The sequence below is a fragment of the Tardiphaga sp. 619_E2_N8_4 genome, from assembly GCF_051810905.1.
GTDB classification, from domain to species: Bacteria; Pseudomonadota; Alphaproteobacteria; order Rhizobiales; family Xanthobacteraceae; genus Tardiphaga; species Tardiphaga robiniae.
In genome coordinates, this window is record NZ_JBPWQJ010000001.1 from 4,057,346 (window position 1) to 4,081,686 (window position 24,341).

Sequence of the window (24,341 nt, forward strand, 5' to 3'; positions counted from 1 at the left end):
CACGTTGCGGTGCAAATGCGCTAGCCCAAATATGCTGGTCTCGGAGTATGGTTACAAAGGATTCGACGCAACACACGTTCCGTGCGCCATAGGGGCGCCGCAACGACCGCACGACGAGTTATAATTCAAACCGAGGATTGGCAGCGATGCCGGCAGAAAAGCGCTCGTCGGTTGTCGATGCGCGAAGGGCCGGTGACGATCATTCTCATAGTCAGCGCCAGCACCGAGAGGCAATGGCCAGAAATAAGCCGCCACAAGCGTATCGATCGCGCGCCGATGACGAGTCCTTGCAATGGGATGATGCCGATTGGGATCATCAGCATGACGAGGCCGGGCATCACCGTGCACGCCGCTTGCTGTCCAAGAAAGATAGTGGCTGGCACCGTTTCGGCGATCGACTCGTTGCGGTTCGCGATTGGCTGTTCGGCGGTCGATGGGTCAAGCGGATCGCGGCTGTTCTCGGCATCCTTCTGATTATTTTTGGCGTTTGCTTTGGCGCCTTGTGGGTCCGGCTGGGCGCAGGCCCGATCAATTTCGACATGGCCACACCGTGGCTGGTCGAGGCGATCCAGGACAATATCGGGCAGGGTAATACGGTCGAAGTTGGCGGCACGCAGATCGAACGCGCCGGGCGGGTCCGGATGGCTGTGCGAATCCGCGACATCGTCGTCCGCGATCGTGATCACGCCGTCGTGGCCAGTGCTCCGAAAGCCGAAGTCCGGCTCTCCGCTGCTGCCATGATGATGGGCCGCTTGCGCGCCGAAAGCCTCAACCTGGTCGATGTCGTGCTGGCTGTGCGCATTACGCCGGATGGGCAGGTGACCGTGTCGACTGGCGAGAATGCTCGCCCGATCGCGACGGGTGTCGCATCGCCGCGCACGCCAGGGTCGTGGCTCGGTCCGGGCAGGCAACCGGAACTGACCTTCCCGCGGCAGCCGCAGCCGCCAGTGGTCCAGATTCCGCAGCCCCCTGCTGACAAGCGCGAGGCCTCGACCGGCTTGCTTGCGGGTCTCGATTGGCTCGACAGCCTGACCCTGTCGGGCCTCGACGGACAGAACCTCAACGAGATCGGTCTGAAGAACGGCAAGCTGGTGGTCGATGACCAGCAGCGCGGCAATACGTGGGACTTCAACAATATCAGCCTGACCCTGCGCCGACCGAGCGGCGGCGGCGTCATGATGACAGTGGGCGAAGGCGGCAAGGCCCCGTGGACACTCGGCGTCACAGTCGGTGCGCCAGCCAATGGCGTACGTGCGGTCAGTCTGCGGGCCGACAAGGTCTCGACCCGGAATATCCTGCTCGCGCTGCGCATGAAGGATCTGACTTACAGCGCCGATCTGCCGCTGACCGGTGAGTTGAGGGGCGAAATCGGGCGCGACGGCCTCCCGACCTATTTCCGCGGCAAGCTCACTGCAGGCGCCGGCAACATCATCGATAATGACACGCCGGATTATCCGATGCCGATCGATCAGGCGGAGCTGAGCGTCGAGTGGGATGCCGGCCGCCGTGTGCTGCTGGCGCCGTTCAAGTTCGTGTCCGGTGAGAACCGCGTCACTTCGCTTGCCCATGTCGAGCCACCCAATGGCGCGACCGACTCGTGGCAGGCAGGGATCAGCGGCGGCACCATCGTATTGGGTGGAGGTCCGGGTGAAGCGCCACTGATCTTCAACAGCATCGACATCGGCTTGCGTTTCGATTCCGACAACCGCCGGGTTTTGCTGACGCGGGCGAATATCAGCAACGGCGAGATCGGCGTCGCCGGCACAGGCAGTATCGACTACGCCGGCGAGCCGCGCATGACCCTCGGCTTTGCGGGAACGCCGATGTCCGCCTCGGCGCTCAAGCGCATGTGGCCGATCCTGATCGTGCCTGAAGTGCGCGAATGGGTCACCGAACGCATCGAGGGCGGGCAGCTTCAGAGCATCGAGATCGGGGTCAATTCGCCAACCAAGAACCTGACACGGCGCGGGCCGCCAATCCCCGATGAGGGGCTGTCGGTGAAGATCCTCGCCAATGGCGTGGCGCTGCGTCCGGTGGATGGCATGCCGGTGATCCGCGACGGCGATCTGCGCGCGCGCGTCACGGGACGGACCGCGACCGTGACCATCGGTCAGGCAAACTCCGAGACCGCGGGCGGACGCAAGCTCAATCTCAGCGATATCGTGTTCGAAGTTCCGGATATGGCGCCGAAGCCATCGCCAGCTCGCGTGCGTTTCAAACTGGAGGGACCGGTGGCGGCGGTGGCCGATGTCCTCAACTCCAACCGTCTGAGCGAAGTCACCGGCAACATGCTCGACCCGGCGACCACCAAGGGTAATGTGACCGCGCAGGTCGCCATGGGCATGCCGATCCAGCACGAACTGACCAAGGCCGATACGACCTACAACATCACCGCGGATTTAACGGCATTTTCCGCGGACAAGCTGGTAATGAACCAGAAGCTCGAAGCCAATTCGCTGAAGGTCACAGCGAACAATCAGGGCTATCAGGTCAAGGGTGACGTCAAGATCAACGGGCAGGCGGCATCGCTCGACTATCGCAAGCCAACCGATGGCGATGCCGATGTGCGTATCAACGCGACGCTCGACGATGCAAGTCGCGCGCGGCTCGGTGTGGACCTCGGACCGGCGGTGGTCGGCAATCTCCCGATCAAGGTTGTTGGCAAGATCGGCTCTGGTGACCGTGACAGCAAGCTGGGGGTCGACGCCGATCTGACGCCGTTGAAGCTCGACAACATCCTGCCAGGCTGGATGAAGCTGCCCGGCAAGAGCGCTCGCGCTGTCTTCAACGTCGTGAAGAAGGGCGACACAACCCGTCTGGAAGATATCGTCGTCGATGGTGGTGGGGCTTCGATCAAAGGCTCCGTCGAAGTCGATCAGAACGGTGACCTCGTCGGTGTGAACTTCCCGACTTATTCGCCGTCCGAAGGCGACAAGACGTCGTTGAAGGCAGACCGTGGTCCGGATGGCGTATTGAAAGTCACGATGCGTGGCGACGTGTTCGACGGCCGCGGCTTCCTGAAATCGGCGATTTCAGGCAAGGATGGGGATCCCAAGAGCAAAACCAAGTCGGTCGACTTCGATATTGATGTGAAGCTCGGCGCCGTTGCCGGTTACTACGGCGAGGCGGTTCGCAGTGTCGATGCCAAGATTTCGCGGCGCAACGGTACGATCCAGAAATTCTCCCTGAGCGGAAAGCTTGGACGCGACACACCGCTGACGGGCGATATGCGCGGACGCTCCCAGGGTGCCGGCCGTGACGTCATCTATATCGAGACCAACGATGCCGGCGCCTTCCTGCGCGCGACCGACACCTATTCCAAGATGTCGGGGGGCCAGCTCGCACTGGCAATGGATCCGCCATCGTCGGACGCCCGCGCCAAGGAAGGCCTGATCAACATCCGCGACTTCAACGTCAAGGGCGAGGCGCAACTGGCCAGCGTCGCCGGAGGCGGGCAGAACGCGGCGCAGAGCAGCGTCGCGTTCTCGCGGTTGCGTGCCGAGTTCACGCGGCAAAACGGCCAGCTCACCATTCGGGACGGCGTTGTCAAAGGCCCGACCGTCGGTGCGACCATCGAGGGCAGCATCGATTACCCGCTCAACCAGGTTCGGATGAGCGGCACCTTTGTGCCGATGTATGGGCTGAACAACATGTTCGGCCAGATTCCGATTGTCGGACTGTTTCTCGGCGGCGGCAGCAATGAAGGCCTGATCGGCGTCACTTACGAAGTCGTCGGTACGCCAGGTGCGCCGGTGCTGCGCGTCAATCCGATCTCGGCCATGGCACCGGGCGTGTTCCGCAAGATCTTCGAATTCGGCACCGGCAAGCAGAACAATTCGGTCGAATTCCCGAACCAGAACAACAACAGCAACTAACGACGTCTGTGGCTCAAGCGCAGCGCTCGCCGCATTGTGCGGGGCTTAGCTTGACGCGAGTTCGGATGCGAATCTCTGTATCAGCTTCCGGATGATGGCTGCCGTTTCGGGACGCCGTGTCAGGCAGCGCGACGTCGGACCGGCAACCACGAGCGACAACCGGCGATGTTGCACCGGCAAGGGCACGGCGACGCCCGCGAGGTCGGCGATATATTCCGATGAACTTTGCTGATAGCCGCGCTCGGCCGCCTCTCTGAGTTCGTCCTCGATCGCCTCCGCCGTTGTCGGTGTCGTGTGGGAGAAGGCTTCGAACTTGATCTTGCGATAGATCGCCTTGCGTTCCTCGGGCGAATGCTGCTCGAGAATGGCGCGGCCCACCGAACTCGCATGGACCGGAACGCGGTCGCCTATCTGCGCGAAGTAGCGCACCGAATGCGTGGACTCGACGACATCCAGGAAGATTGCTGACGTTCCGGCGAGGGCGGCGACGCCGGTCGTTTCGCCGGTCTGGTCGGCGATTTCGGTCACCAGCGCATGGGCCGCGTCCGGGAGCGGCTCGGCATCTGCGACAGCGCGGGCAAGCATTAGCCAGCGGGGGCTGGGATAGTAGCCGTTGCGCGCACGGGGCTCATAGAGCCAGCCCTTGTCGGCGATGGTGCCGACGAGATTGAACGTACTGGAGCGCGGCCAGCCGAGGTCGTCCGAAATTTCGGCCAGCGTCGCGGGGCGTTTGCGCCGGGCGAAATATTCCATCAGTTCCAGGACGTTGGCAGCTTGTCTGACCAGCATTGGAATTCTCATTCTTCCTTGTCGGCACGTCACGCGTCGCGACACGCTTGCGATTCTGCGCGCTCTGTTTGGCCCCTGTATCGCTGAAACGTCCTTGAAGCCATCCAGATCGGCGGCGGTGGTCTTGACTTACAATTCACGTATAGGTCTTATAAATTCATAAACAAGAATTATTCACGTGATTGCCGGGCTGGCGCCTTGCCGGGGTGAATCACGGAATTTGTCAGGGGAGGAATAGATGACCATTCGCAATACTGTTGCCGTGTCAGCCGTGGCGCTGTCGCTCGGATTGCTGTCCGCGCAGATGGCGTCGGCACAGACGCCGGTGAAACTCGGCGTCCTCGCCGACATGTCCGGCATTTTCTCTGATATCGGCGGCATGGGTTCGTTCGATGCCACCAAGATGGCCGTCGAGGATTTCAACAAGCTTCCGGGCGCCGACAAGTTCAAGGTCGAGGTGATCCAGGGCGATCCGCAGAACAAGCCGGACATCGCGCGCAACATCGCGCGCAAGTGGTACGAGACCGAAGGCGTCGACGTCCTCGTCGACATTCCGACCAGCGCCACCTCGCTGGCTGTCGCGCCGCTCACGGCGGAGCTCAACAAGGTCGCGCTGTTCACGGCATCAGGCACGTCGGACCTGACGGGCAAGGCCTGCACGCCGAACTCGGTGCATTGGACCTATGACACCTGGGCACTGGCGCACGGCACGGCCGACGCCATGACCAAGGCCGGCGGCAAGAGCTGGTTCTTCCTTACTGTCGACTTCGCGCTGGGCGCTTCGCTAGAGCGTGATGCTACAGCCGTCATCAGTGCCAATGGTGGCAAGGTGCTCGGTAGTATCAAGCACCCGACCGATTCGAACGATTTCGCGTCCTATCTGCTGCAGGCGCAGGCCTCCAAGGCCGAGGTCATCGCACTGGCGAATGCCGGCGGCGATACCATCAAGGCGATCAAGCAGGCGTCTGAATTCGGTATCGTGCAGGCGGGCCAGAAGCTCGCCGGCATGCTGATGTTCATTTCGGATATCCACTCTCTCGGTCTCAACACGGCGCAGGGCCTGCAGCTCACTGAGGGCTTCTACTGGGATCTGAACGAGCAGACCCGCACCTTTGGCGAGCGGTTCGCCAAGCGCAACAACGGTCGCTATCCCAGTATGAACCAGGCCGGCGCCTATTCGGCGTCGCTCACCTATCTGAAGGCGGTCGCCAAGGTTGGCTCGCCGAAGGATGGCGCGGCGGTCGTGAAGGCGATCCGCGAGATGGGTACGTTCGACGATCCGCTGTTCGGCAAGACCACGCTGCGTGAAGACGGCCGCGTGCTGCACGACATGTATCTGCTCCAGGTCAAGAAGCCCGCTGAGTCGAAGAAGCCGTACGATTATTACAATGTTTTGGCGACGATCCCGGCCGACACGGCCTTCCGTCCGCTCAAGGACGGCGGCTGCCCGCTGATTAAGTAACGGCACAACAACGAACGACGAGAACGCGTAGATGTCGGTGACCCCGCACTGCGCGTTTTTCTTTTTCTGAACCGCGATATCAAAACCATCACAAGGACAACAGAATGCGTCTCGCCAATAAACTCGCCGCCGTCACCGCTGCTGCATCGGGCATGGGACGCGCCGGCGTCGAACTGTTCCTCAAGGAAGGCGCCAAGGTCGCCGCCATTGACGTCAATGCGGACGCGCTCGCGCAGCTCAAATCCGACATGAAGAAGCTGGGTTATGAGCTCACCACCATCCAGGCCGATCTGTCGAAGACCGAACAGATGAAGAGTTCGATCAACGACGCGGCTGCCGCGCTCGGCGGTATCGATATCCTCTGGGCCCATGCCGGCACACCGGGGCCGGCCGGCGTCGAGAATCTCGACCTCACGGCCTATGAATTTGCGATGGCGCTCAACGTCACCTCGGCGACGCTGGCGGCCGGCGAAGTGATCAAGCACATGCGCAAGCGCGGCGGCGGCTCGGTGATCTTCACCTCGTCGGTGTCGGGCATTGTCGGCTCCATGATGAGCCCGATCTATTCGGCTGCTAAGTTCGCTGTGGTCGGCCTCACCAAGTCGCTGGCACAGGCATTTGCTTCCGATCAAGTCCGCGTCAACGTGATCTGCCCGGGTCTTGCGGATACACCGATGAAGCTCGGTTTCACCGGCCGCTCGGGCGTCGCAGCGGAAGCTGCGGCCAACGAGGCCAAGCTTTTGGCGGCGGTGCCCATGGGCCGTCTCTGCAAGGCCGAGGATGTGGCGCATGCCGCGCTGTGGCTCGGTTCGGACGATGCCTCCTTTATCACGGGCGTTGCGCTGCCGGTGGACGGCGGCTTCACCGCGCGTTGATCGGCAGTTACTCCTAAAATAGCGAAGGGCGCAGTCATTGCTGACCGCGCCCTTCGTGCTTGAGGGATATCTGCGTCAGGCGGCGCGAACGCCGGCGAGGAAGGTTTTGACTTCGCCGGACAGTTGCTCGGCCTGTTTCGATAGGCCGGTTGCCGCACTCAGCACCATGCCCGCAGCGTTGCCGGTCTCGTGCGCTGCCGAGCTGACACCGCCGATATTGGTGGTGACGTTCTGGGTCGCCTGCGCTGTCTGCGTCACGTTGCGAGCAATTTCGGCAGTCGCCGCGCCTTGCTCCTCAATGGCCGAGCCGATCGTCGTGGCGATGGCGCTGACTTCCTCGATCGTGGCCGTGATGCCCTGGATGGCATCGACGGCTTCCTTGGTCGCGCTCTGGATTTGCGCGATGCGCGTGCTGATCTCCTTGGTGGCATCGGCGGTCTGCCCGGCGAGGCTCTTCACTTCGGTGGCGACCACCGCGAAGCCGCGGCCGGCATCGCCAGCGCGCGCAGCTTCGATGGTGGCGTTCAGAGCGAGGAGGTTGGTCTGGGCAGCGATGGTTTGGATCAGCTCGACGACATGTTCGATCTGCTGTGCGCCATCCGCCAGCGCCCGCACGATGGTATCGGTGCGGCGTGCACTATCCACCGCGTGCGACGTGATCTTGGCGGACTGGGCCATCTGACGTGCGATCTCGGTGATCGACGAGGATAGCTCCTCGGCGGCAGATGCGACCGTCTGCACGCGCGTGCTGGCTTCGGTCGCAGCCGAGCTGACCATCGTGGCCTGCTGGTTGGTCCGATCGGCCGTGCCCGTCATGGATTGCGCGGTGGCTTCGAGCTCGGTCGAACCCGACGCCATCAGTCCGACCAGCTGGCCGACGGATGCGTCGAAACGATTGGCAAGGGCGATCAACGCCTCGCGCTTCTCGGCTTCGCTCATCTGCTTCAGCTTGGACTGCTCGGCTTCGAGAGACCGTGCCGTGAGTGAGGTCTGCCGAAGCATTTCCAGCGTTTCCGCCATGCGGCCGATTTCGTCGCCGCGATCAGTCTCCTCGACCTTGGCGTCGAGCGCGCCGTTGGCGATGTCATGCATGCGTGACTGCAACCGGCGAAGTGCACCGAGGATGTCGCTGGAAATCAGCCAGGACAACAGCGCCATCAGCGCGAGGACGCCAGCACCGATAGCGCCGAGGCGCATCAGCAGCGCATTCATGTCGGCATCGAGGTCGTCCACATAGACGCCGATGCTGATGACGACGTTCCACGGCGCAAATTTGCGCGCGAACACGACTTTCGGCCGAGGCTCATCCTGTCCAGGACGTGGATACAGATAGGTCGCGGTCGCACCTTCAGGCTTGCTGTTGGCGGCGGCGATGACGGCGGAGGCGATCAGGACGCCGTTCGAATCCTTGCCGTTGGTGATGGTGCCTTCGAGTTTCGGAAGCGTGCCGTGGACCATCACGGTGGAGTCGGCGCGATAGGCGAGCACGTAGCCCTGTCCCTTGTCGAACAACATGCGTCGGCTGCGCAGGCGAAGCTGATCTTCAGCTTCCGGCAGCTTCATCTTGCCCGCTTCAACTTCGTCCTGGAGCGATTGCGCGAGACCAGTGACGAGATCGACGGCGGTGCGGAGCTGCAAAATCCGATCCTCCATCATCCGCTTCTGACTAAGCGAAGCGGCGACCGCGATGACGGCGCAGACCGCAATGGCAGAGACCGCGACCATGCTGACGAGCTTGGTGCGGATCGTGAAGTTACTGAGCAGACTCATCTGGACCTCGGCGTGAGAGTGGCCAGACAATAATACCGTCAACCTGCTTACCAATGGTAAATCACGGGTTGCAATGCATCCCTTTCAGCATGTGCCGCTTCGTCAGGTCCTGAAATGAAAAAGGCGCAGTCATTGCTGACTGCGCCTTTCATTCAATGGGGTTTAGTTCGTCATGCTTAGGCAGCCCGCACGCCGGCGAGGAACGTCGTGACTTCGCCAGACAATTGCTCGGCCTGCTTCGATAGGCCGGAAGCGGCGTTGAGCACCATGCCGGCAGCGTCGCCGGTCTCATGCGCGGCAGCGCTGACGCCGCCAATATTGGTGGTGACGTCCTGCGTCGCCTGCGCCGTCTGGGTCACGTTGCGGGCGATCTCTGCGGTCGCGGCACCTTGCTCCTCGATCGCAGAGCCGATCGTGGTGGCGATGGCGCTGACTTCCTCGATAGTGGCGGTGATGCCCTGGATCGCGTCGACAGCTTCCTTGGTCGCACTCTGGATCTGCGCGATGCGGGTGCTGATTTCCTTGGTGGCGTCGGCGGTCTGGCCGGCGAGGCTCTTCACTTCGGTCGCCACGACGGCGAAGCCGCGACCTGCATCGCCTGCACGGGCTGCTTCGATCGTTGCGTTCAGCGCCAGTAGGTTGGTCTGGCCGGCGATGGTGGAGATCAGTTCGACGACATGCTCGATCTGCTGAGCACCGTCGGCGAGGGCACGCACGATGGTGTCGGTGCGGCGGGCGCTGTCGACGGCGTGGGTGGTGATCTTGGCCGACTGCGCCATCTGACGCGCGATCTCGGCGATTGACGATGACAGCTCCTCGGCGGCGGCGGCGACCGTCTGCACGCGGGTGCTGGCTTGCAAGGCGGCAGTGTTGACGATGCCGGCTTGGTCATTGGTGCGGGCGGCAGTGCCACTCATCGACTGCGCGGTGGCTTCGAGCTCGGTGGAACCGGACGCCATCAGGCCGACCAACTGACCGACAGAGGAGTCGAAACGATCGGCGAGGGCAATCAGCGCATCGCGCTTCTCGGCTTCACTCATCTGTTTCAACTTGGCCTGCTCGGCTTCGAGGGAGCGGGCGGTCAGCGAGGTCTGGCGCAGCATTTCCAGCGTTTCGGCCATGCGGCCGATTTCGTCACCGCGATCGGTTTCGCCGACATTCTCATCGAGCGCGCCATTGGCAATCGCGTGCATACGAGCCTGCAGCCGGCGGAGTGCGCTCAGGATGTCGCTGGCCATCAGAAAGGACAGCAATGCCATCACAGCAAGGACGCCGGCGCCGAGCGAGCCGAGGCGGACGAGGAGAGCATTAACGTCGGCGTCGAGGTCATCGATATAAAGGCCGGTGCTGAAGGTGATATCCCATGGGGCATAGTAACGAGCAAAGACCATTTTGGCGGTCGGCTCGGTCTGGCCGGGACGCGGATAGAGATAGTAAGTGCTGCCGCCATTTGCGGTCTGGCGTGCGGCGTCGATGATGGCCCTTGAGATCAGAATGCCGTTGGAATCCTTGGCGCCCGTGTTCTTGTCTTCCAACTTCGGATTACCGGCATTTACCAACAGGACGCCGTCGGGCCTGTAGGCCACGAGATAGCCCTGCTTGTTGCCGAAGGTCATGTTGCGGGCGAGCTGGCGATAGCGCATCTGGGCGTCAGCCAGGGTGATCTTTCCGGCTGCAATTTCTTCCTGCATGCTGTCGGCCATGCCGACCATCAGATCGACGGCAGTGTGAAGCTGCTCCATGCGGTCTTGCTGCATGCGCTTCTGGCTCAGCGAAGCGGCCACCGCGATGATGGCGCAAATAGACGCAGCAGAGACCAGCACCATGCTGGTGAGCTTGGTGCGAATGGTGAAACGGCTAAGCAAACTCATGTCGACCTCTGATCGGAGCACTACTGGCAAAGAGATACCAGCGAGTCGCTTACCAATCGTGAAAGCTGACAAACTCAACGAGTTCGCTGTGCGAACGCGCGTGTAGCGATTTAGCGGCGCAAGACAGGGACGACGAGAAACGGGATCATGCCGATCACGACGCTGATCAAGGCAAAGGCGAGCAGCGCGTTATAGCTCTGGGTCCAGTCATGCAGCAGGCCGCCGGTCCATGAGCCAAGTGCCGCTCCGAGCCCGCTGCCGAAGGTGATCGTCCCATAAATGGTGCCCATCCGTTTGCCGCGAAAGATCTTCATGGCGGTCGCTGACAGCAGCGGGCCGCGCGATCCGATCATGCTGCCGAAGCAGACGACGAAGCCGGTGAGCAGCGCGTAGTTCGGATACCATTGCAGCAGCCACAGCATCACGATGCCGAGGATCGACATTGAATAACTGAACAGGATCGACGGCCGTCGACCGATCACGCCGTCGAGCCAGCTGACGCCGATCATGCCGAACAGCAGCGCTATGCCGCTGAAGCCCCAAGCCGTCGCTGCTTGCAGAGGCGGGAAGCCGACATCGACGAGATAGGCGACCACTTGCGGCGTGATTGCAAACATGCCGATGGCAGTGAAGAAGAATGTGCCGAATAGCGCCCAGAATGCGTGATGGCGCATGGCGCCGACCAGTGTCCATCCTTCGTCGATGATGTCGTCGTGCTTCTCCGATTTATCGAGATGCGGCGACCCCGCGCTGATCTTACGCCAAGGTAGCAATATGGTGGGTACCAGCAGGGCCAGCGCGATCATGCCGAAGGTGCGGTAGGCGCCACGCCACTCGATGCGATCGATCAGAAGCTGGGCAAGCGGCAGCATCACCAGGACGCCTGCGCCGGTGGCGGAATAGAAAACCGACATTGCCAGCGGCAGTCGCTTGCCGAACCAGCGTCCCAGCAGCAGCGCATTCGGGACGTTGCCGATGCAGGCGACGGCAAAGCCGAAACAGGCACCGAGGGCGAGCTGAAACTGCCACAGGTGCTGGGCATAGGCGGCGGCCAGCAACGAAAGTCCAAGGACCGAAAGGCCGACGACGAATACCGTGCGCGGCCCCGAGCGATCGAACAGCCGGCCGATCAATGGAGATGACAGGCCGACGCACAGCGCCGTCAACGAATAGATCGAAACGACTTCGCTACGGTCCCAGCCGAATGATTGTGAAATAGGCAGCAGGAAGACCGAGAAACTCTCCTGCAGTCCCCGGCCGAACAGCGCAAAGGTGAAGCTGAGGCCGAGGACCGATAGTCCGATGCGTTGCGACGACTTCAAATCCATCTGGCTCTTCTTCACGGCGTTTGCGACAGCTGCGCCATGGAGCGCGTTTCACCGTGCATGAACAAGTGCGCTGGATGAATGTGGCTATGCAGGCTTGAGCAGGATGTGCCGCTTCTTCCCGAGCGAGAGCTTGATGACGCCTTCCGTCAGCAACGCGGGGGTCAGCATCATCTTCTCGTCGGTCACCGCAACATCGTTGACGCGTAAGCCGCCGCCCTTGATCTGCCGCCGCGCTTCGCCGTTCGACGCGACGAAACCGGCATTGACGAAGGCCGCGAGGACACCGACGCCTGCTTCAAGTTCAGCTTGCGGAATATTGACGGTCGGCAAGCTGTCGGCGAGCGCGCCTTCCTCGAAGGTCTTGCGTGCCGTCTCCGCAGCGGCATTTGCTGCATCGCGGCCGTGCACTACGGCCGTCGCTTCGGTGGCGAGAATCTTCTTCGCCTCGTTGATCTCCGAACCGCCCAAGGCCGCGAGCTTGGCGATTTCGTCGAGGGGCAGGCGCGTGAAGACCTTGAGGAAACGGCCGACGTCTGCATCTTCGGTGTTGCGGAAGTACTGCCAGAAGTCATAGGGGCTGAAGAGATCGCCATTGAGCCAGACGGCGCCGGAGGCCGACTTGCCCATCTTCTCGCCAGATGACTTGGTGAGCAGCGGCGTTGTCAGCGCGTAGAGCTGCGGGCCGCCCATGCGGTGGCTGAGATCGACGCCATTGATGATGTTGCCCCACTGGTCGGAGCCGCCCATCTGCAGCAGCGTGCCGTAGCGGCGGTTGAGCTCGACGAAGTCGTAGCCCTGCATGATCATGTAGTTGAATTCGAGGAAGGACAGCGACTGGTCGCGATCAAGGCGCAGCTTCACGCTGTCGAAGGACAACATACGATTGACCGAGAAGTGGCGGCCGACGTCGCGCAGGAATTCGACATAGTTCAGCTTCAGCAGCCAGTCCGCATTGTTGACCATCAGTGCGTCGGTCGGGCCGTCGCCATAGGTCAGCATCTTGCCGAAGATTTTCTTGATGCCTTCGATGTTCTCCGCGATCTTCTCGACCGTCAGCAATTGTCGCTGGTCGTCCCGGAACGACGGGTCGCCGACCATGGAGGTGCCGCCACCCATCAGCGTGATCGGGCGATGGCCGGTCTGCTGAAACCAGTACAACATGGTCACCGAGATCAGATTGCCGATATGCAGGCTGGTCGCCGTGGCGTCATAACCCACATAAGCCGTGACCGGTCCCTTGCAGCAGGCGGCGTCCAGCGCCTCGGCATCCGAGACCTGATGGATCAGGCCGCGGCTCTGCAGGACGTTGAGAAAATCGGACTTGTAGCTGGTCATCGGTTTACGGCTCGGTTGGATAATTTTACGCTGTCTCAATGGATTGGCGGCAAGGTGGGGGCGTGCTGGCTGCCCCAAAGTGCCTGTGGCATTATAAGATTGGACGCTTCGACACAAGTTTTGACCGGAAATGAGGGCTTTGCCGTGTGCCTGATATGCTGACCGCGATCGGACTAATGAGCGGAACCTCGCTGGACGGGGTCGATGTCGCCCTGATCGAGACTGATGGCGAACGGGTCGGGTCGTTTGGCCCGTCGGGGTATCGGCCATATAGCGAGGCTGAGCGTGCCGTGTTGCGCCAGGCGCTGGCTGAGGCCGTGCAACTGAGCCGGCGCGATATCAGACCGGGCAGTCTGGCCGAGGCGGAGCGGGTGGTTACATCGGTCCATGCTGAGGCGGTCGAGGCGTTTCTGACTGATCATGGCATCGCACGAGGCAGCATCGACATCATCGGCTTTCACGGCCAGACCGTGCTGCATCGTCCCGCCGATCGACTCACCGTGCAGATTGGCGATGGGGCGAGTCTTGCCGGGATGCTCGGCCTGCCGGTGATCCACGACCTGCGCGCGGCTGACGTGGCTGCGGGCGGGCAGGGAGCGCCGCTGGTGCCGGTCTATCACCGTGCCTTGGCGCAGGGACTGCATCGCGACGGGCCCGTGGCCGTGGTCAATATCGGCGGGGTGTCCAATGTGACTTACATTGATGGCGATATCGCGTTGATTGCCTGCGACACCGGTCCGGGCAATGCGCTGCTCGATGATTTCGTGTTGCGCGCAACGGGGCAGCCGTTCGATGCGGATGGCGCACTGGCGGCGCAGGGCCGCGTCGATGATGCGTGGATCGCGCGGGGATTGCAGAATCCGTTCTTTGCGGCAGCGCCGCCGAAGTCGCTTGACCGCAATCACTTCGCTGCATTGCAACTGAGCGATACGACTCCGGCTGATGGTGCAGCGACACTGACGGCGTTCACCGCGGCGACCATCGCCAGCATTGCGCCGCTGTTACCGAAGCCGCCGCGCAGCTGGATCATCACCGGCGGCGGCGCACGCAATCCGACGATGCTGCGCATGCTGCGGGAGCGATTGCCGGCCGCTAGCGTCGAGAGTGCGAATGACCTGGGCTGGTCGGCCGATGCGATGGAAGCGCAGGCCTTCGCGTTCCTGGCGGTGCGCTCGCTTGCGGGCTTGCCGTTGAGCTATCCGGCAACGACTGGTGTGCCGGAGCCGATGACGGGCGGTGTGAGAGCGGACTACCTCGCGAGCTAGTGCGAAGTTCGCCATAGCTAAGGCGATTCGACTCACTCAACGAATCAGGTTGATCGCGAATAACGGCGTCGAGCCTGTGGTAGTCGGCAAGCTGCCGCGGACACGGATGCGTGATGGCATCATTAAATCTCGTGATAAGTTCGGTACGGAAATGCCGCGGCTTGCCGATTATGTTGCCGAAAGCACACAGCCGGAAAATGATGCTGCGACAATCGACCGCGCGCATTGTTTCGCAACATGATCTTCCACAACTCTGCCTCATGAATGGCACGCCCGGGGCAATCGCGCGTGCCGACACGATCGGTACGGAGGCGACATGACCACCACGATGAAGCAAATGATACTTGGTTCCGCCGCAGCGTTGCTGGCAGCGAGCACTGCCCAGGCGGCGGACCTTCCGGTGAAGGCCAAGGCTGTCGAATACGTGAAGATCTGCTCGATCTACGGTGCCGGCTTCTACTACATCCCGGGCACCGACACCTGCATCAAGATCGGCGGCGCGATCCGCCTTGATACGACTTTTAACGGTGGCCCGTACGACGCGCCGTTCTGGCAGGGCGGCGCCGGTGGCAACAATCTCTGGACCAAGGATAACTTCCTCACACGCGAACGTATCAACATCACGACCGATACGCGCACGGCCTCCGAATACGGCGTGGTGCGTACCTATGCGAACATGCAGCTCGACTTCACGCAGAACCGCGACAGCATCGCCGGCGGCTTCACGGAAGTGGATTTCGCATTCATCCAGTTCGCCGGATTCACCTTAGGTAAGGCTGTTTCGAACTTCGATCCGCAATGGGCGCTGACCAAGCCCTGGATCTCATCGGGCTTCCTTGCGGGTTCGAGCAATACGACCGGCATTCCCCAAATCGCTTACACCGCTGAATTCGGCAACGGCTTCTCGGGCACCATCGCGCTCGAGAATGCGTCGCCCTATCGCAATGCCGGCCTCTACAACACCGCAAACTTCATCGTCGCGCCGGGCGCGGGGTCGTTCACCGGTGCCTTCTACGGCACCAATTCGAACACGTTCTTCGGCAACGCCACGGGCGGCAACCATATTCCTGATGTCGTCGGCAACCTTCGGCTCGATCAGAAGTGGGGCTCGCTGCATTTCGCTGCGGCCATGCACACATCCACGGCCGGCTTCTACGGGGCAAATGAATCCTTCGGGCATCCTGACGATGTCTACGGCTTTGCCGTCAGCGGCGCGGTGGAATTCAAGGTCCTGCCAACCGGTGCAAACGACAGCCTGAAGATCGAAGCGTCTTATGCAAAGGGCGCCGCGCGTTATGCCTTCACCGGCGGTTCGCTCGAAACCTCCGGCGGCGGTCGTTTTGCCAAGTTCGATGGCAACACGGTTGGCTTCGGCTACGTGCTCGATGGTGTGTATTCACCGGGAAGCTCGATCCAGCAGAGTGATGCCTGGGAAGTCAGTGCCTTCTATGAGCACTACTGGAACAGGGCATGGCGCACCTCGGTGTTCGGCAACTACAGCCATATCTCCTATGGCGATGCCGGCAACGCGATGCTCGCCGCGGCATTCAGCCCGGCCGGCGGTCGCCTGGGAACGAGCAGTTCGTCCAACCCGGGCTCTACGGCTGGCAGCATTACTGGCACGACCAACAATTTTGATTTCGGAATTGCCCAGGTCGGTACACGTACTGCATGGACCCCCGTCAAGAACCTGACCCTGTCGGCTGAATTCACCTATAGCCGCCTCGATCAGAATCTCGACGGCACCTATACCGGCACGGCAAGTGGCAAGCCCAATCAGGCCTACCAGATCAAGGATCAGAATCTTTACAACGGCTCGGTCCAGATCCTGCGCTCGTTCTGATCCCGATCAGGACCTAAAACTGAAACTGAAAAGCCCTCGGCCGATCCGGCCGAGGGCTTTTTGTTAGGTTGACATGAAGCGGCCGGCGTGAGGCCGATCGACGCCTTAGCGTACGTTGGCGAGGCGCATGTCGAGATAGCCGGTGACCGATTCCATCAGCGGCTCGAGCTTGTTATCGAAGAAGTGATTGGCACCCGGAATGATGTGCTGATCGATCACGATGCCCTTTTGGGTCTTCAGCTTCTCGACCAGCGTGTTGACGTCCTTCGGCGGCACGACCGCATCCTTCTCGCCGTGCACGATCAGGCCCGAGGACGGGCAGGGTGCGAGGAACGAGAAATCATAGAGATTGGCCGGCGGCGCGATCGAGATGAAGCCTTCGACCTCGGGGCGGCGCATCAGGAGTTGCATGCCGATCCAGGCGCCAAACGAGAAACCGGCAACCCAGCATGCGCGCGCTTCGGGATTGATCGTCTGTGCCCAGTCGAGCGCTGCCGCTGCATCCGACAACTCGCCGGTGCCATGGTCGAACGAGCCCTGGCTGCGGCCGACGCCGCGGAAGTTAAAGCGCAGCACCGAGAAGCCGCGATGCACGAAGGCGTAATAGCATTGGTAGACGATCTGGTGGTTCATCGTGCCCGCGAATTGCGGATGCGGATGCAGCACCATGGCGATCGGCGCGTTCTTCTGCTTGGCCGGATGATAGCGGCCTTCAATACGGCCTGCGGGACCGGTAAAAATAACTTCGGGCATAGTGATCCTTAGGTCCCGTTCTTGGCGTGATCAGCCGGTTTCGCGCAGGGCTCGGCGAGAATGGCTCGGAGGGGACCCTGCGAGGAAAGGGCGATCGGGCACCGTCAGGTTGATGGCGGGCGGCACCGGGTGAAGTTGAGGCCGCGTTCTACCATGAGCGCAGGGGCGAAAAGCAAGCATATTGAACGTGTCCGCGGCCGTGACATGCGTTGCCGCGGGCGCATTTGGTGAGCAATTGGGCTAAGAGAGACGGCGCGCGGCACCGGACGACGTCCGATGCCGCCAGCAGGGCTCCAAGTCCTTCAAGGTAAAGCAGAATTGGCCAAAGACCGGGTCTATCTCGACTGGAATGCGACGACACCGCTACGCCCTGAGGCGCGGGCGGCGATGGTGGCCGCGTGGGATTTGGCTGGTAACCCGTCATCGGTTCATACCGAGGGCCGTCAGGCCCGCCGGACCGTTGAGGACGCCCGTGCGGCGGTCGCAGGTGCCTTGGGCGCAGATTCGCGAAACGTCATATTCACCTCAGGCGGAACCGAAGCCAATGTGCTGGCGCTAACGCCCGGGCTGGTGCGCAATCCAGGCGCGGCCGTGCGGCGGCTGATCGTCTCCGCGGTGGAGCACGCCTCGGTGCTCGCGGGCGGGCGCTTCGCCGCGGAAGACCTCCAGGTGCTGGGCGTGGACCGCGATGGCGTCGTGAAACCGGATGAGTTGAGGGCGCTCCTGGCGGGTGGGGAGCCGGCGCTGGTTTCCGTGATGTTGGCCAATAATGAAACCGGCGCCCTTCAACCAATTCCTGAGCTTGCGGGCATCGTGCATGACGCCGGCGGCTTGCTGCATGTCGATGCGGTGCAAGCGTTCGGAAAGATACCAATAGATATCAAATTATTGCAGGCTGATCTTCTATCAATTTCTGCGCACAAGATCGGCGGCCCAAAGGGTATTGGTGCGCTGGTCTTGGCCAATGGCGTCGCCGGGCTCAATGCGCTGCTCAGCGGCGGCGGGCAGGAACTGGGGCGTCGGGCGGGAACCGAGAATGTGCCCGGAATCGCCGGCTTCGGCGCCGCCGTGACGGCCGCTATCGCGTCGCTTGATGACATGAAACGGGTCGAAAAACTGCGTCAGCGGCTTGAGGCGGGCTTGCGGCAATCCAGCAATGGACTTGTGTTCGCCCAAGATGTGCCGCGTCTGCCCAATACGGTCCTGTTCGGCGCCCCCGGATTGCGCGCCGAGACCGCCGTAATTGGATTTGATCTCGAAGGTATTGCGGTATCGTCGGGATCGGCCTGTTCTTCTGGTAAGGTACAGCCGTCTCACGTGCTCGAAGCCATGGGTTTCGGGCCGGAGCTGACCCGGGGTGCTGTGCGTCTCAGTCTGGGCTGGTCGACCACCGAAGCGGACGTCGATCGGTGCCTGGAGGCTTGGCGAAAGCTCTCGGGTACACTACTTAAACATAGCGACGAAACACAGCTTGAACGGTTCTAAGAGGGGTGATTTCCCCGCGGGAACATCGTAAAGAACCCCGACAAGCTTTGAGTTTCACGTTTCTGGATTGATCCACCGCGGTCCTTGAAACCGCGAGCGGAGGATAAAATGGCTGCCGTACAAGAGACCGTTGATCGGGTTCGCCAGATCGACGTCGATCAATATCGTTATGGATTCGAGACCATCATCGAATCCGAGAAGGCCCCGAAGGGCCTTTCCGAAGAAACCGTTCGTTACATCTCCGCCAAGAAGAACGAGCCGGCATGGATGCTGGAATGGCGTCTTGAGGCGTATCGCCGCTGGCTGACCATGGAAGAGCCGAAGTGGGCGCGGGTCGAGTATCCGAAGATCGACTTCCAGGATCTCTATTACTATTCGGCGCCGAAGCCGAAGAAGACCATTGGCTCGATCGACGAGATCGATCCTGAAATTCTCGAAACCTACAAGAAGCTCGGCATTCCTCTCCGCGAGATCGAGGCGCTGGAAGGCGTCGTGCGTCCGGAAGGTGAGCGCAGGATCGCCGTCGATGCCGTGTTCGATTCGGTGTCGGTCGCGACCACGTTCCAGAAGGAGCTGAAGCAGGCTGGCGTGATCTTCATGCCGATCTCGGAAGCCATCCGCGAACATCCCGACCTGGTGAAGCAGTATCTCGGCACGGTCGTGCCGACCTCGGATAACTTCTATGCCACGCTGAACTCCGCGGTGTTTTCCGACGGCTCGTTCGTCTATGTGCCGCCGGGCGTGCGTTGCCCGATGGAGCTGTCGACCTATTTCCGCATCAATGAGCGCAACACCGGCCAGTTCGAACGAACGCTGATCATTGCCGACAAGGGCGCCTATGTCAGCTATCTCGAAGGCTGCACGGCGCCGCAGCGCGACGAGAACCAGCTCCATGCGGCTGTCGTCGAGCTCGTCACCCATGACGATGCCGAGATCAAGTATTCGACGGTCCAGAACTGGTACCCCGGCAATTCCGAAGGCAAGGGCGGCATCTACAATTTCGTCACCAAGCGTGGTGATTGCCGCGGCGACCGCTCGAAGATTTCCTGGACCCAGGTCGAGACCGGCTCTGCCATCACCTGGAAATATCCGAGCTGCATCCTGCGCGGCGACAATTCGCGCGGCGAGTTCTATTCGATCGCGATTTCGAACGGCTATCAGCAGGTCGATAGCGGCACCAAGATGATCCACCTCGGAAAGAACACGACGAGCCGGATCATCTCGAAGGGTATCGCTGCCGGCAAGTCGCAGAACACCTATCGCGGCCTCGTCACCGCACATCGCAAGGCGACGAACGCGCGTAACTTCACGGCCTGTGACTCACTCCTGATCGGCGATCAGTGCGGTGCGCATACCGTGCCGTATATCGAGGCGAAGAACGCCTCGACGCTGTTCGAGCACGAAGCAACGACGTCGAAGATCTCCGAAGACGTGCTGTTCTATTGCGTCCAGCGTGGCCTGTCGCAGGAAGAAGCCGTCGGCCTCGTGGTCAACGGTTTCGTGAAGGACGTGTTGCAGCAACTGCCGATGGAATTCGCGGTGGAAGCTCAGAAGCTGATTTCGATCAGTCTCGAAGGCAGCGTGGGATAGTGAGAATGCTGAAGATCCTCGGAGGTGCCGTGGGTCTTCTGTTTGCGATCACGCTGTTTCTCGCATTCGCAGGCGCGATCGTTGCGTTATTCGGCGGCATGGCCGGATTTGAAAATGCCAGGGTAGCTGGAGGGGCGGTCAGCGGGATTGGAGCACTTGGTTTCTTTGCTCTGCTTCTGTCGCCTCTCGGAGAACTTCTCGGTCTGCTGGGCACGTCGACGCCTACCGGATCGTCTCAATTGAACGTCAATGCATCGGCGCCACCGAATCCAGGCAAGCCGGGCAAGAAGGAAGTTACTGATGACCGCATTGCTTGAAGTGAAAGACCTGCAGGTTCGTGTCGAGGATCGCGAGATTCTCCATGGGCTGACGATGACCGTGAATGGCGGTGAAGTGCATGCCATCATGGGACCGAACGGTTCGGGTAAATCGACGCTCAGCCACGTCATCGCCGGCAAGCCCGGTTATGAGGTGACCGGCGGCGAAATCCTGTTCAAGGGCGAAGACCTGCTGGAAATGGAGCCCGACGAGCGCGCCGCCAAGGGCGTGTTCCTGGCGTTCCAGTATCCCGTGGAAATTCCCGGCGTCACCACGATGAACTTCCTGCGCACTGCGGTGAACGCGCAGCGCAAGGCGCGCGGCGAATCCGAATATCTGGTGCCGGACTTCCTCAGGAAGGTCCGCGAGGTCGCTGCTTCGCTGAACATCCCAATGGATATGCTGAAGCGCGGCGTCAATGTCGGCTTCTCCGGCGGAGAGAAGAAGCGCAACGAAGTGCTGCAGATGGCGCTGTTCCAGCCGAGCCTGTGCATCCTCGACGAAATGGACTCCGGTCTCGACATCGACGCGTTGCGCGTCGCTGCCGACGGCGTCAATGCGCTGCGCAGCCCGGATCGCGCCATGGTGGTGATCACCCATTACCAGCGCCTGCTGAACTACATCGTGCCGGATCATGTGCACGTGATGTCGAAGGGCCGCGTCGTGAAGAGTGGCGGCAAGGAACTGGCGCTGGAACTCGAAGAGTCCGGTTACGCGCAGTATGAAGACGCGGCGGCCTGAGTGAGACAATCATGAATGTAGCTCTCGCAAAGACAACGACGGGCGCGGTGCTGGACGGCACATTCGCCGCTGCGCGCGGCCGGCTGCCGGGCGTCGGCACGGTGGCGGAAACGCGCCAGCAGGCGTTCGACGATTTCGCGCGTACCGGTCTGCCGACCCGGCGCATCGAAGAATGGAAATATACCGACCTGCGCAACCTGTTGCGTGACGTGGCGCCGCTGGCACCCGCGCCGGATCAGGCCGCGCTGGCCCAGGCCGCGAAGCTCGTCGAAACGCTTGGTACGGGTGATACGCAGAAGCTGGTCATCGTCGATGGCGTCTTCGCGGCAGGTCTCTCCGATCTGACGTCGGGCGGCGGCGTGACCGTGCATGCGCTCAGCGCCATGCTCGATGACGCGACCAGTGCGACGCGTGCCGACCTGCTGCGCTCGCGCATTGTCGATCCGATGATCGCGCTGAATGCCGCCTTTGCGACCGATGGCATGCTGATCGATATCGCGGACGATGCCGTTCCGGCCCGGCCGCTGCATATCGTGCATGTCGCGACACGCCCGAGCGTGGCCGCATTCACGCGGTCGCTGGTGCGTATCGGCAATCGCGCGCGCGTGACGCTGGTCGAAAGCTTCGTCGCGACAGAATCCGCGAAGGCGTATCAGGCCCATGATGCCGTCGTGATCTGGATCGGCGACGATTCCGATCTGCAGCATGTGCGCGTGATGGAAGACGCCGGCGATGCAGCGAATATCGCAACGGCCATCGTCACAGTCGGTGCGCGCACCAAGTTCAACACCTTCAGCCTGACCACTGGCGGTGGCGTCAGCCGCTATCAGAGCTTCATCACGCTGGCTGGCGTGGATTCGGAGCTGTCGACCAACAGCGTTCATCTGCTGCGCGACAAGCAGCATGGCGACTGTACCTTTGTGATCGAGCATGCGGCGCCGAATTGCCTCAGCCGTGAGCTGTTCCGCGCCGTGCTTGATGATCGCGCGCATTCGGTGTTCCAGGGTCGCATCAACGTCCATCAAATCGCGCAGAAGACCGACGGCAAGATGATGTCCCGGGCGCTGCTGCTGTCCGACGAGGCCGAGATCGACAACAAGCCCGAGCTCGAGATATTCGCTGACGACGTACAGTGCGGCCACGGCGCGACCATTGGCGCGCTGGATGACAGCCTGCTGTTCTATCTGCGGGCTCGCGGCCTGCCGGAGAAGGCGGCACAGGCGCTGCTGATCCAGGCATTCGTTGGCGAAGCGCTGGAGTCGATCGTGAATGACGATCTGCGCGACGTTGCGATATCGGCTGCGGAGCGCTGGCTGGAGACGCGCGCATGACATTGCATCCCGCGGTCTCGAACGGGTCATATGACGTCGCTCGCGTCCGCGAGGATTTTCCGGCGCTCGAGATGAAGGTCTATGGCAAGCCGCTGGTGTATCTCGACAACGCGGCATCGGCGCAGAAGCCGTATGCCGTGCTCGACCGCATGACCGAGGCCTACAAGTCCGAATATGCCAATGTGCATCGCGGACTGCATTACCTCGCCAATGCCGCGACCGAGGCCTATGAGGGCGCGCGCATCAAGGTGCAGCACTTCCTCAATGCCAAGCGCCCCGAGGAAATCATCTTTACCCGCAATGCCACCGATGCGCTCAATGCTGTCGCGGCATCGTGGGGCGGCGACAACATCAAGCCAGGCGATGAGATCGTGCTCTCGATCATGGAGCACCATTCCAACATTGTGCCGTGGCACTTCCTGCGCGAGCGCCAGGGCGCCGTCATCAAGTGGGCACCAGTCGATGACGAAGGCAACTTCCTGATCGATGAGTTCGAGAAGCTGCTGACCGATCGTACCAAGATCGTCGCCATCACCCAGATGTCCAATGCGCTGGGTACGCTGGTTCCGGTCAAGGACGTTGTGAAGCTCGCGCATGCGCGCGGCATTCCGGTCGTGGTCGATGGCAGCCAGGCTGCCGTGCACATGCCGATCGACGTGCAGGATATCGACGCCGATTTTTACATCTTCACCGGCCACAAGCTGTACGGACCGACCGGCATCGGCGTGCTGTATGGCAAATATGACCGCCTGGTCGCGATGCGGCCCTATGCCGGTGGCGGCGAGATGATCCGCGAAGTGGCGAAGGAGTGGGTCACCTATGGTGATCCGCCGCACAAGTTCGAGGCCGGCACGCCGGCCATCGTCGAGGCCATCGGCCTCGGCGCTGCCATAGATTACGTCAATTCGATCGGCAAGGAGCGAATTGCCGCCCATGAGCACGACCTCCTGGTCTATGCACAGGACCGGCTGCGCGAGATCAATTCGCTGCGTATCATCGGCACTGCCAAGAACAAGGGCCCGGTGATTTCGTTCGAACTGAAGGGCGCGCACGCCCATGACGTGGCGACCGTGATCGACCGACAGGGCGTCGCTGTCCGCGCGGGGACCCACTGCGTGATGCCGCTTCTGGAGCGATTCAATGTGACGGCCACGTGCCGTGCATCATTCGGAATGTATAATACCCGCGAGGAGGTCGACCACCTCGCACAGGCGCTGATCAAGGCACGGGAGTTGTTTGCATGAGTGACATTGCAGAAGCCAAAACGCCGGACGCCACCCCCGAGGCTGAGAAGCCCGCTCACATGCAGACCACCTCGGCGCTCGATCCCGCCGAAACCGAACGCCTGGGCACCGAGATCGTCGCTGCACTGAAGACCGTGTTCGACCCGGAAATCCCCGCGGATATCTACGAGCTCGGCCTGATCTACAAGGTCGACATCAAGGACGATCGCTCCGTCCAGGTCGAGATGACGCTTACGACGCCGAATTGTCCGGCGGCCGAAGAGCTTCCGACCATGGTGGAGAACGCCGTGGCCAGCGTGCCCGGAGTCGGTCTGGTCAAGGTCGAGATCGTCTGGGAGCCAACCTGGACGCCGGACCGGATGACCGACGAGGCCCGTCTCGTTCTGAATATGTGGTGAGTTGCGTCCGGTTTGCTGAATACGCCCAAGTCGCTTGAATTCCTATGGCGGCCTTGAACCGCCGAAGG

General features: G+C 61.6%; 20 protein-coding genes. 13 read left to right on the forward strand and 7 right to left on the reverse strand.

Features of this window, described 5'->3' with window-relative positions; all coding sequences use genetic code 11:
* Positions 1–125 precede the first annotated feature (125 nt).
* Positions 126–686 carry a hypothetical protein gene (locus AB8A23_RS19465; protein WP_244558289.1) on the reverse strand — a complete coding sequence of 187 codons (561 nt, stop codon included), beginning with the start codon at positions 684–686 and terminating at the stop codon, positions 126–128.
* Here AB8A23_RS19465 and AB8A23_RS19470 point away from each other — a divergent pair.
* Positions 642–3,875 (forward strand): YhdP family protein, encoded by a 3,234-nt coding sequence (locus AB8A23_RS19470; protein ID WP_439058504.1) that lies wholly within the window; start codon positions 642–644, stop codon positions 3,873–3,875. The two genes, AB8A23_RS19465 and AB8A23_RS19470, sit on opposite strands and share 45 nt — an antisense overlap.
* Before the next feature lie 45 nt (positions 3,876–3,920).
* Here the strand turns inward: AB8A23_RS19470 and AB8A23_RS19475 are convergent, their stop codons facing one another.
* On the reverse strand, positions 3,921–4,664 hold the full coding sequence (locus AB8A23_RS19475) for an IclR family transcriptional regulator (RefSeq protein WP_439058503.1): 744 nt from the start codon (positions 4,662–4,664) through the stop codon (positions 3,921–3,923).
* Positions 4,665–4,902: 238 nt separating this feature from the next.
* Here AB8A23_RS19475 and AB8A23_RS19480 point away from each other — a divergent pair, with 238 nt between their 5' ends.
* Both AB8A23_RS19480 and AB8A23_RS19485 read left to right on the forward strand, forming a co-directional pair.
* The gene (locus AB8A23_RS19480) at positions 4,903–6,126 is read left to right on the forward strand and encodes an ABC transporter substrate-binding protein (protein ID WP_439058502.1); all 1,224 of its coding nucleotides are present in this window, start codon (positions 4,903–4,905) and stop codon (positions 6,124–6,126) included.
* A 104-nt stretch (positions 6,127–6,230) separates the two neighbouring features.
* The gene (locus AB8A23_RS19485) at positions 6,231–7,001 is read left to right on the forward strand and encodes an SDR family NAD(P)-dependent oxidoreductase (protein WP_120289404.1); all 771 of its coding nucleotides are present in this window, start codon (positions 6,231–6,233) and stop codon (positions 6,999–7,001) included.
* A 75-nt stretch (positions 7,002–7,076) separates the two neighbouring features.
* Here AB8A23_RS19485 and AB8A23_RS19490 read toward each other — a convergent pair whose 3' ends face one another.
* The 4 genes from AB8A23_RS19490 to tyrS form a co-directional block, all read right to left on the reverse strand.
* Complete coding sequence (locus tag AB8A23_RS19490) at positions 7,077–8,771, reverse strand: methyl-accepting chemotaxis protein (RefSeq protein WP_439058501.1); 1,695 nt, start codon at positions 8,769–8,771, stop codon at positions 7,077–7,079.
* 176 nt (positions 8,772–8,947) lie between these two features.
* The gene (locus tag AB8A23_RS19495; protein ID WP_120290292.1) at positions 8,948–10,642 is read right to left on the reverse strand and encodes a methyl-accepting chemotaxis protein; all 1,695 of its coding nucleotides are present in this window, start codon (positions 10,640–10,642) and stop codon (positions 8,948–8,950) included.
* Between the two features lie 110 nt (positions 10,643–10,752).
* Entirely contained in the window at positions 10,753–11,970 is a 1,218-nt protein-coding gene (locus AB8A23_RS19500; RefSeq protein ID WP_439058500.1) for an MFS transporter, read from the reverse strand.
* A gap of 84 nt (positions 11,971–12,054) precedes the next feature.
* Positions 12,055–13,305 carry a tyrosine--tRNA ligase gene (gene tyrS, locus AB8A23_RS19505; RefSeq protein ID WP_439058499.1) on the reverse strand — a complete coding sequence of 417 codons (1,251 nt, stop codon included), beginning with the start codon at positions 13,303–13,305 and terminating at the stop codon, positions 12,055–12,057.
* Between the two features lie 155 nt (positions 13,306–13,460).
* On the opposite strand from tyrS, the gene AB8A23_RS19510 reads away from it, so the two are divergent.
* The 3 genes from AB8A23_RS19510 to AB8A23_RS19520 all read left to right on the forward strand — a co-directional run bounded on the left by AB8A23_RS19510 (position 13,461) and on the right by AB8A23_RS19520 (position 16,413).
* A complete protein-coding gene (locus AB8A23_RS19510) occupies positions 13,461–14,570 on the forward strand; it encodes an anhydro-N-acetylmuramic acid kinase (protein WP_439058498.1) in 1,110 nt (369 codons plus the stop codon).
* Between the two features lie 49 nt (positions 14,571–14,619).
* Positions 14,620–14,811, forward strand: a complete 192-nt coding sequence (locus tag AB8A23_RS19515; protein ID WP_439058497.1) for a hypothetical protein — start codon at positions 14,620–14,622, stop codon at positions 14,809–14,811.
* 75 nt (positions 14,812–14,886) lie between these two features.
* Positions 14,887–16,413: a porin gene (locus AB8A23_RS19520; RefSeq protein WP_439058496.1), complete on the forward strand. Its 1,527-nt coding sequence runs from the start codon at positions 14,887–14,889 to the stop codon at positions 16,411–16,413.
* 105 nt (positions 16,414–16,518) lie between these two features.
* Here the strand turns inward: AB8A23_RS19520 and AB8A23_RS19525 are convergent, their stop codons facing one another.
* Complete coding sequence (locus AB8A23_RS19525; protein WP_068736626.1) at positions 16,519–17,166, reverse strand: alpha/beta hydrolase; 648 nt, start codon at positions 17,164–17,166, stop codon at positions 16,519–16,521.
* 276 nt (positions 17,167–17,442) lie between these two features.
* On the opposite strand from AB8A23_RS19525, the gene AB8A23_RS19530 reads away from it, so the two are divergent.
* The 7 genes from AB8A23_RS19530 to AB8A23_RS19560 all read left to right on the forward strand — a co-directional run bounded on the left by AB8A23_RS19530 (position 17,443) and on the right by AB8A23_RS19560 (position 24,273).
* A complete protein-coding gene (locus AB8A23_RS19530) occupies positions 17,443–18,651 on the forward strand; it encodes a cysteine desulfurase family protein (protein WP_439058495.1) in 1,209 nt (402 codons plus the stop codon).
* 108 nt (positions 18,652–18,759) lie between these two features.
* A complete protein-coding gene (gene sufB, locus AB8A23_RS19535; RefSeq protein WP_439058494.1) occupies positions 18,760–20,241 on the forward strand; it encodes a Fe-S cluster assembly protein SufB in 1,482 nt (493 codons plus the stop codon).
* Positions 20,242–20,246: 5 nt separating this feature from the next.
* Entirely contained in the window at positions 20,247–20,558 is a 312-nt protein-coding gene (locus AB8A23_RS19540; RefSeq protein ID WP_120289416.1) for a hypothetical protein, read from the forward strand.
* Complete coding sequence (gene sufC / locus AB8A23_RS19545) at positions 20,542–21,300, forward strand: Fe-S cluster assembly ATPase SufC (protein ID WP_089264143.1); 759 nt, start codon at positions 20,542–20,544, stop codon at positions 21,298–21,300. Before AB8A23_RS19540 ends, sufC begins: the two co-directional genes overlap by 17 nt.
* An 11-nt stretch (positions 21,301–21,311) precedes the next feature.
* On the forward strand, positions 21,312–22,631 hold the full coding sequence (sufD, locus tag AB8A23_RS19550) for a Fe-S cluster assembly protein SufD (RefSeq protein ID WP_120289418.1): 1,320 nt from the start codon (positions 21,312–21,314) through the stop codon (positions 22,629–22,631).
* Positions 22,628–23,875 carry a cysteine desulfurase gene (locus AB8A23_RS19555; protein WP_120289420.1) on the forward strand — a complete coding sequence of 416 codons (1,248 nt, stop codon included), beginning with the start codon at positions 22,628–22,630 and terminating at the stop codon, positions 23,873–23,875. The genes sufD and AB8A23_RS19555 overlap by 4 nt, the downstream gene beginning before the upstream one ends.
* Entirely contained in the window at positions 23,872–24,273 is a 402-nt protein-coding gene (locus AB8A23_RS19560; protein WP_170849663.1) for an SUF system Fe-S cluster assembly protein, read from the forward strand. The genes AB8A23_RS19555 and AB8A23_RS19560 overlap by 4 nt, the downstream gene beginning before the upstream one ends.
* Positions 24,274–24,341 lie beyond the last annotated feature (68 nt).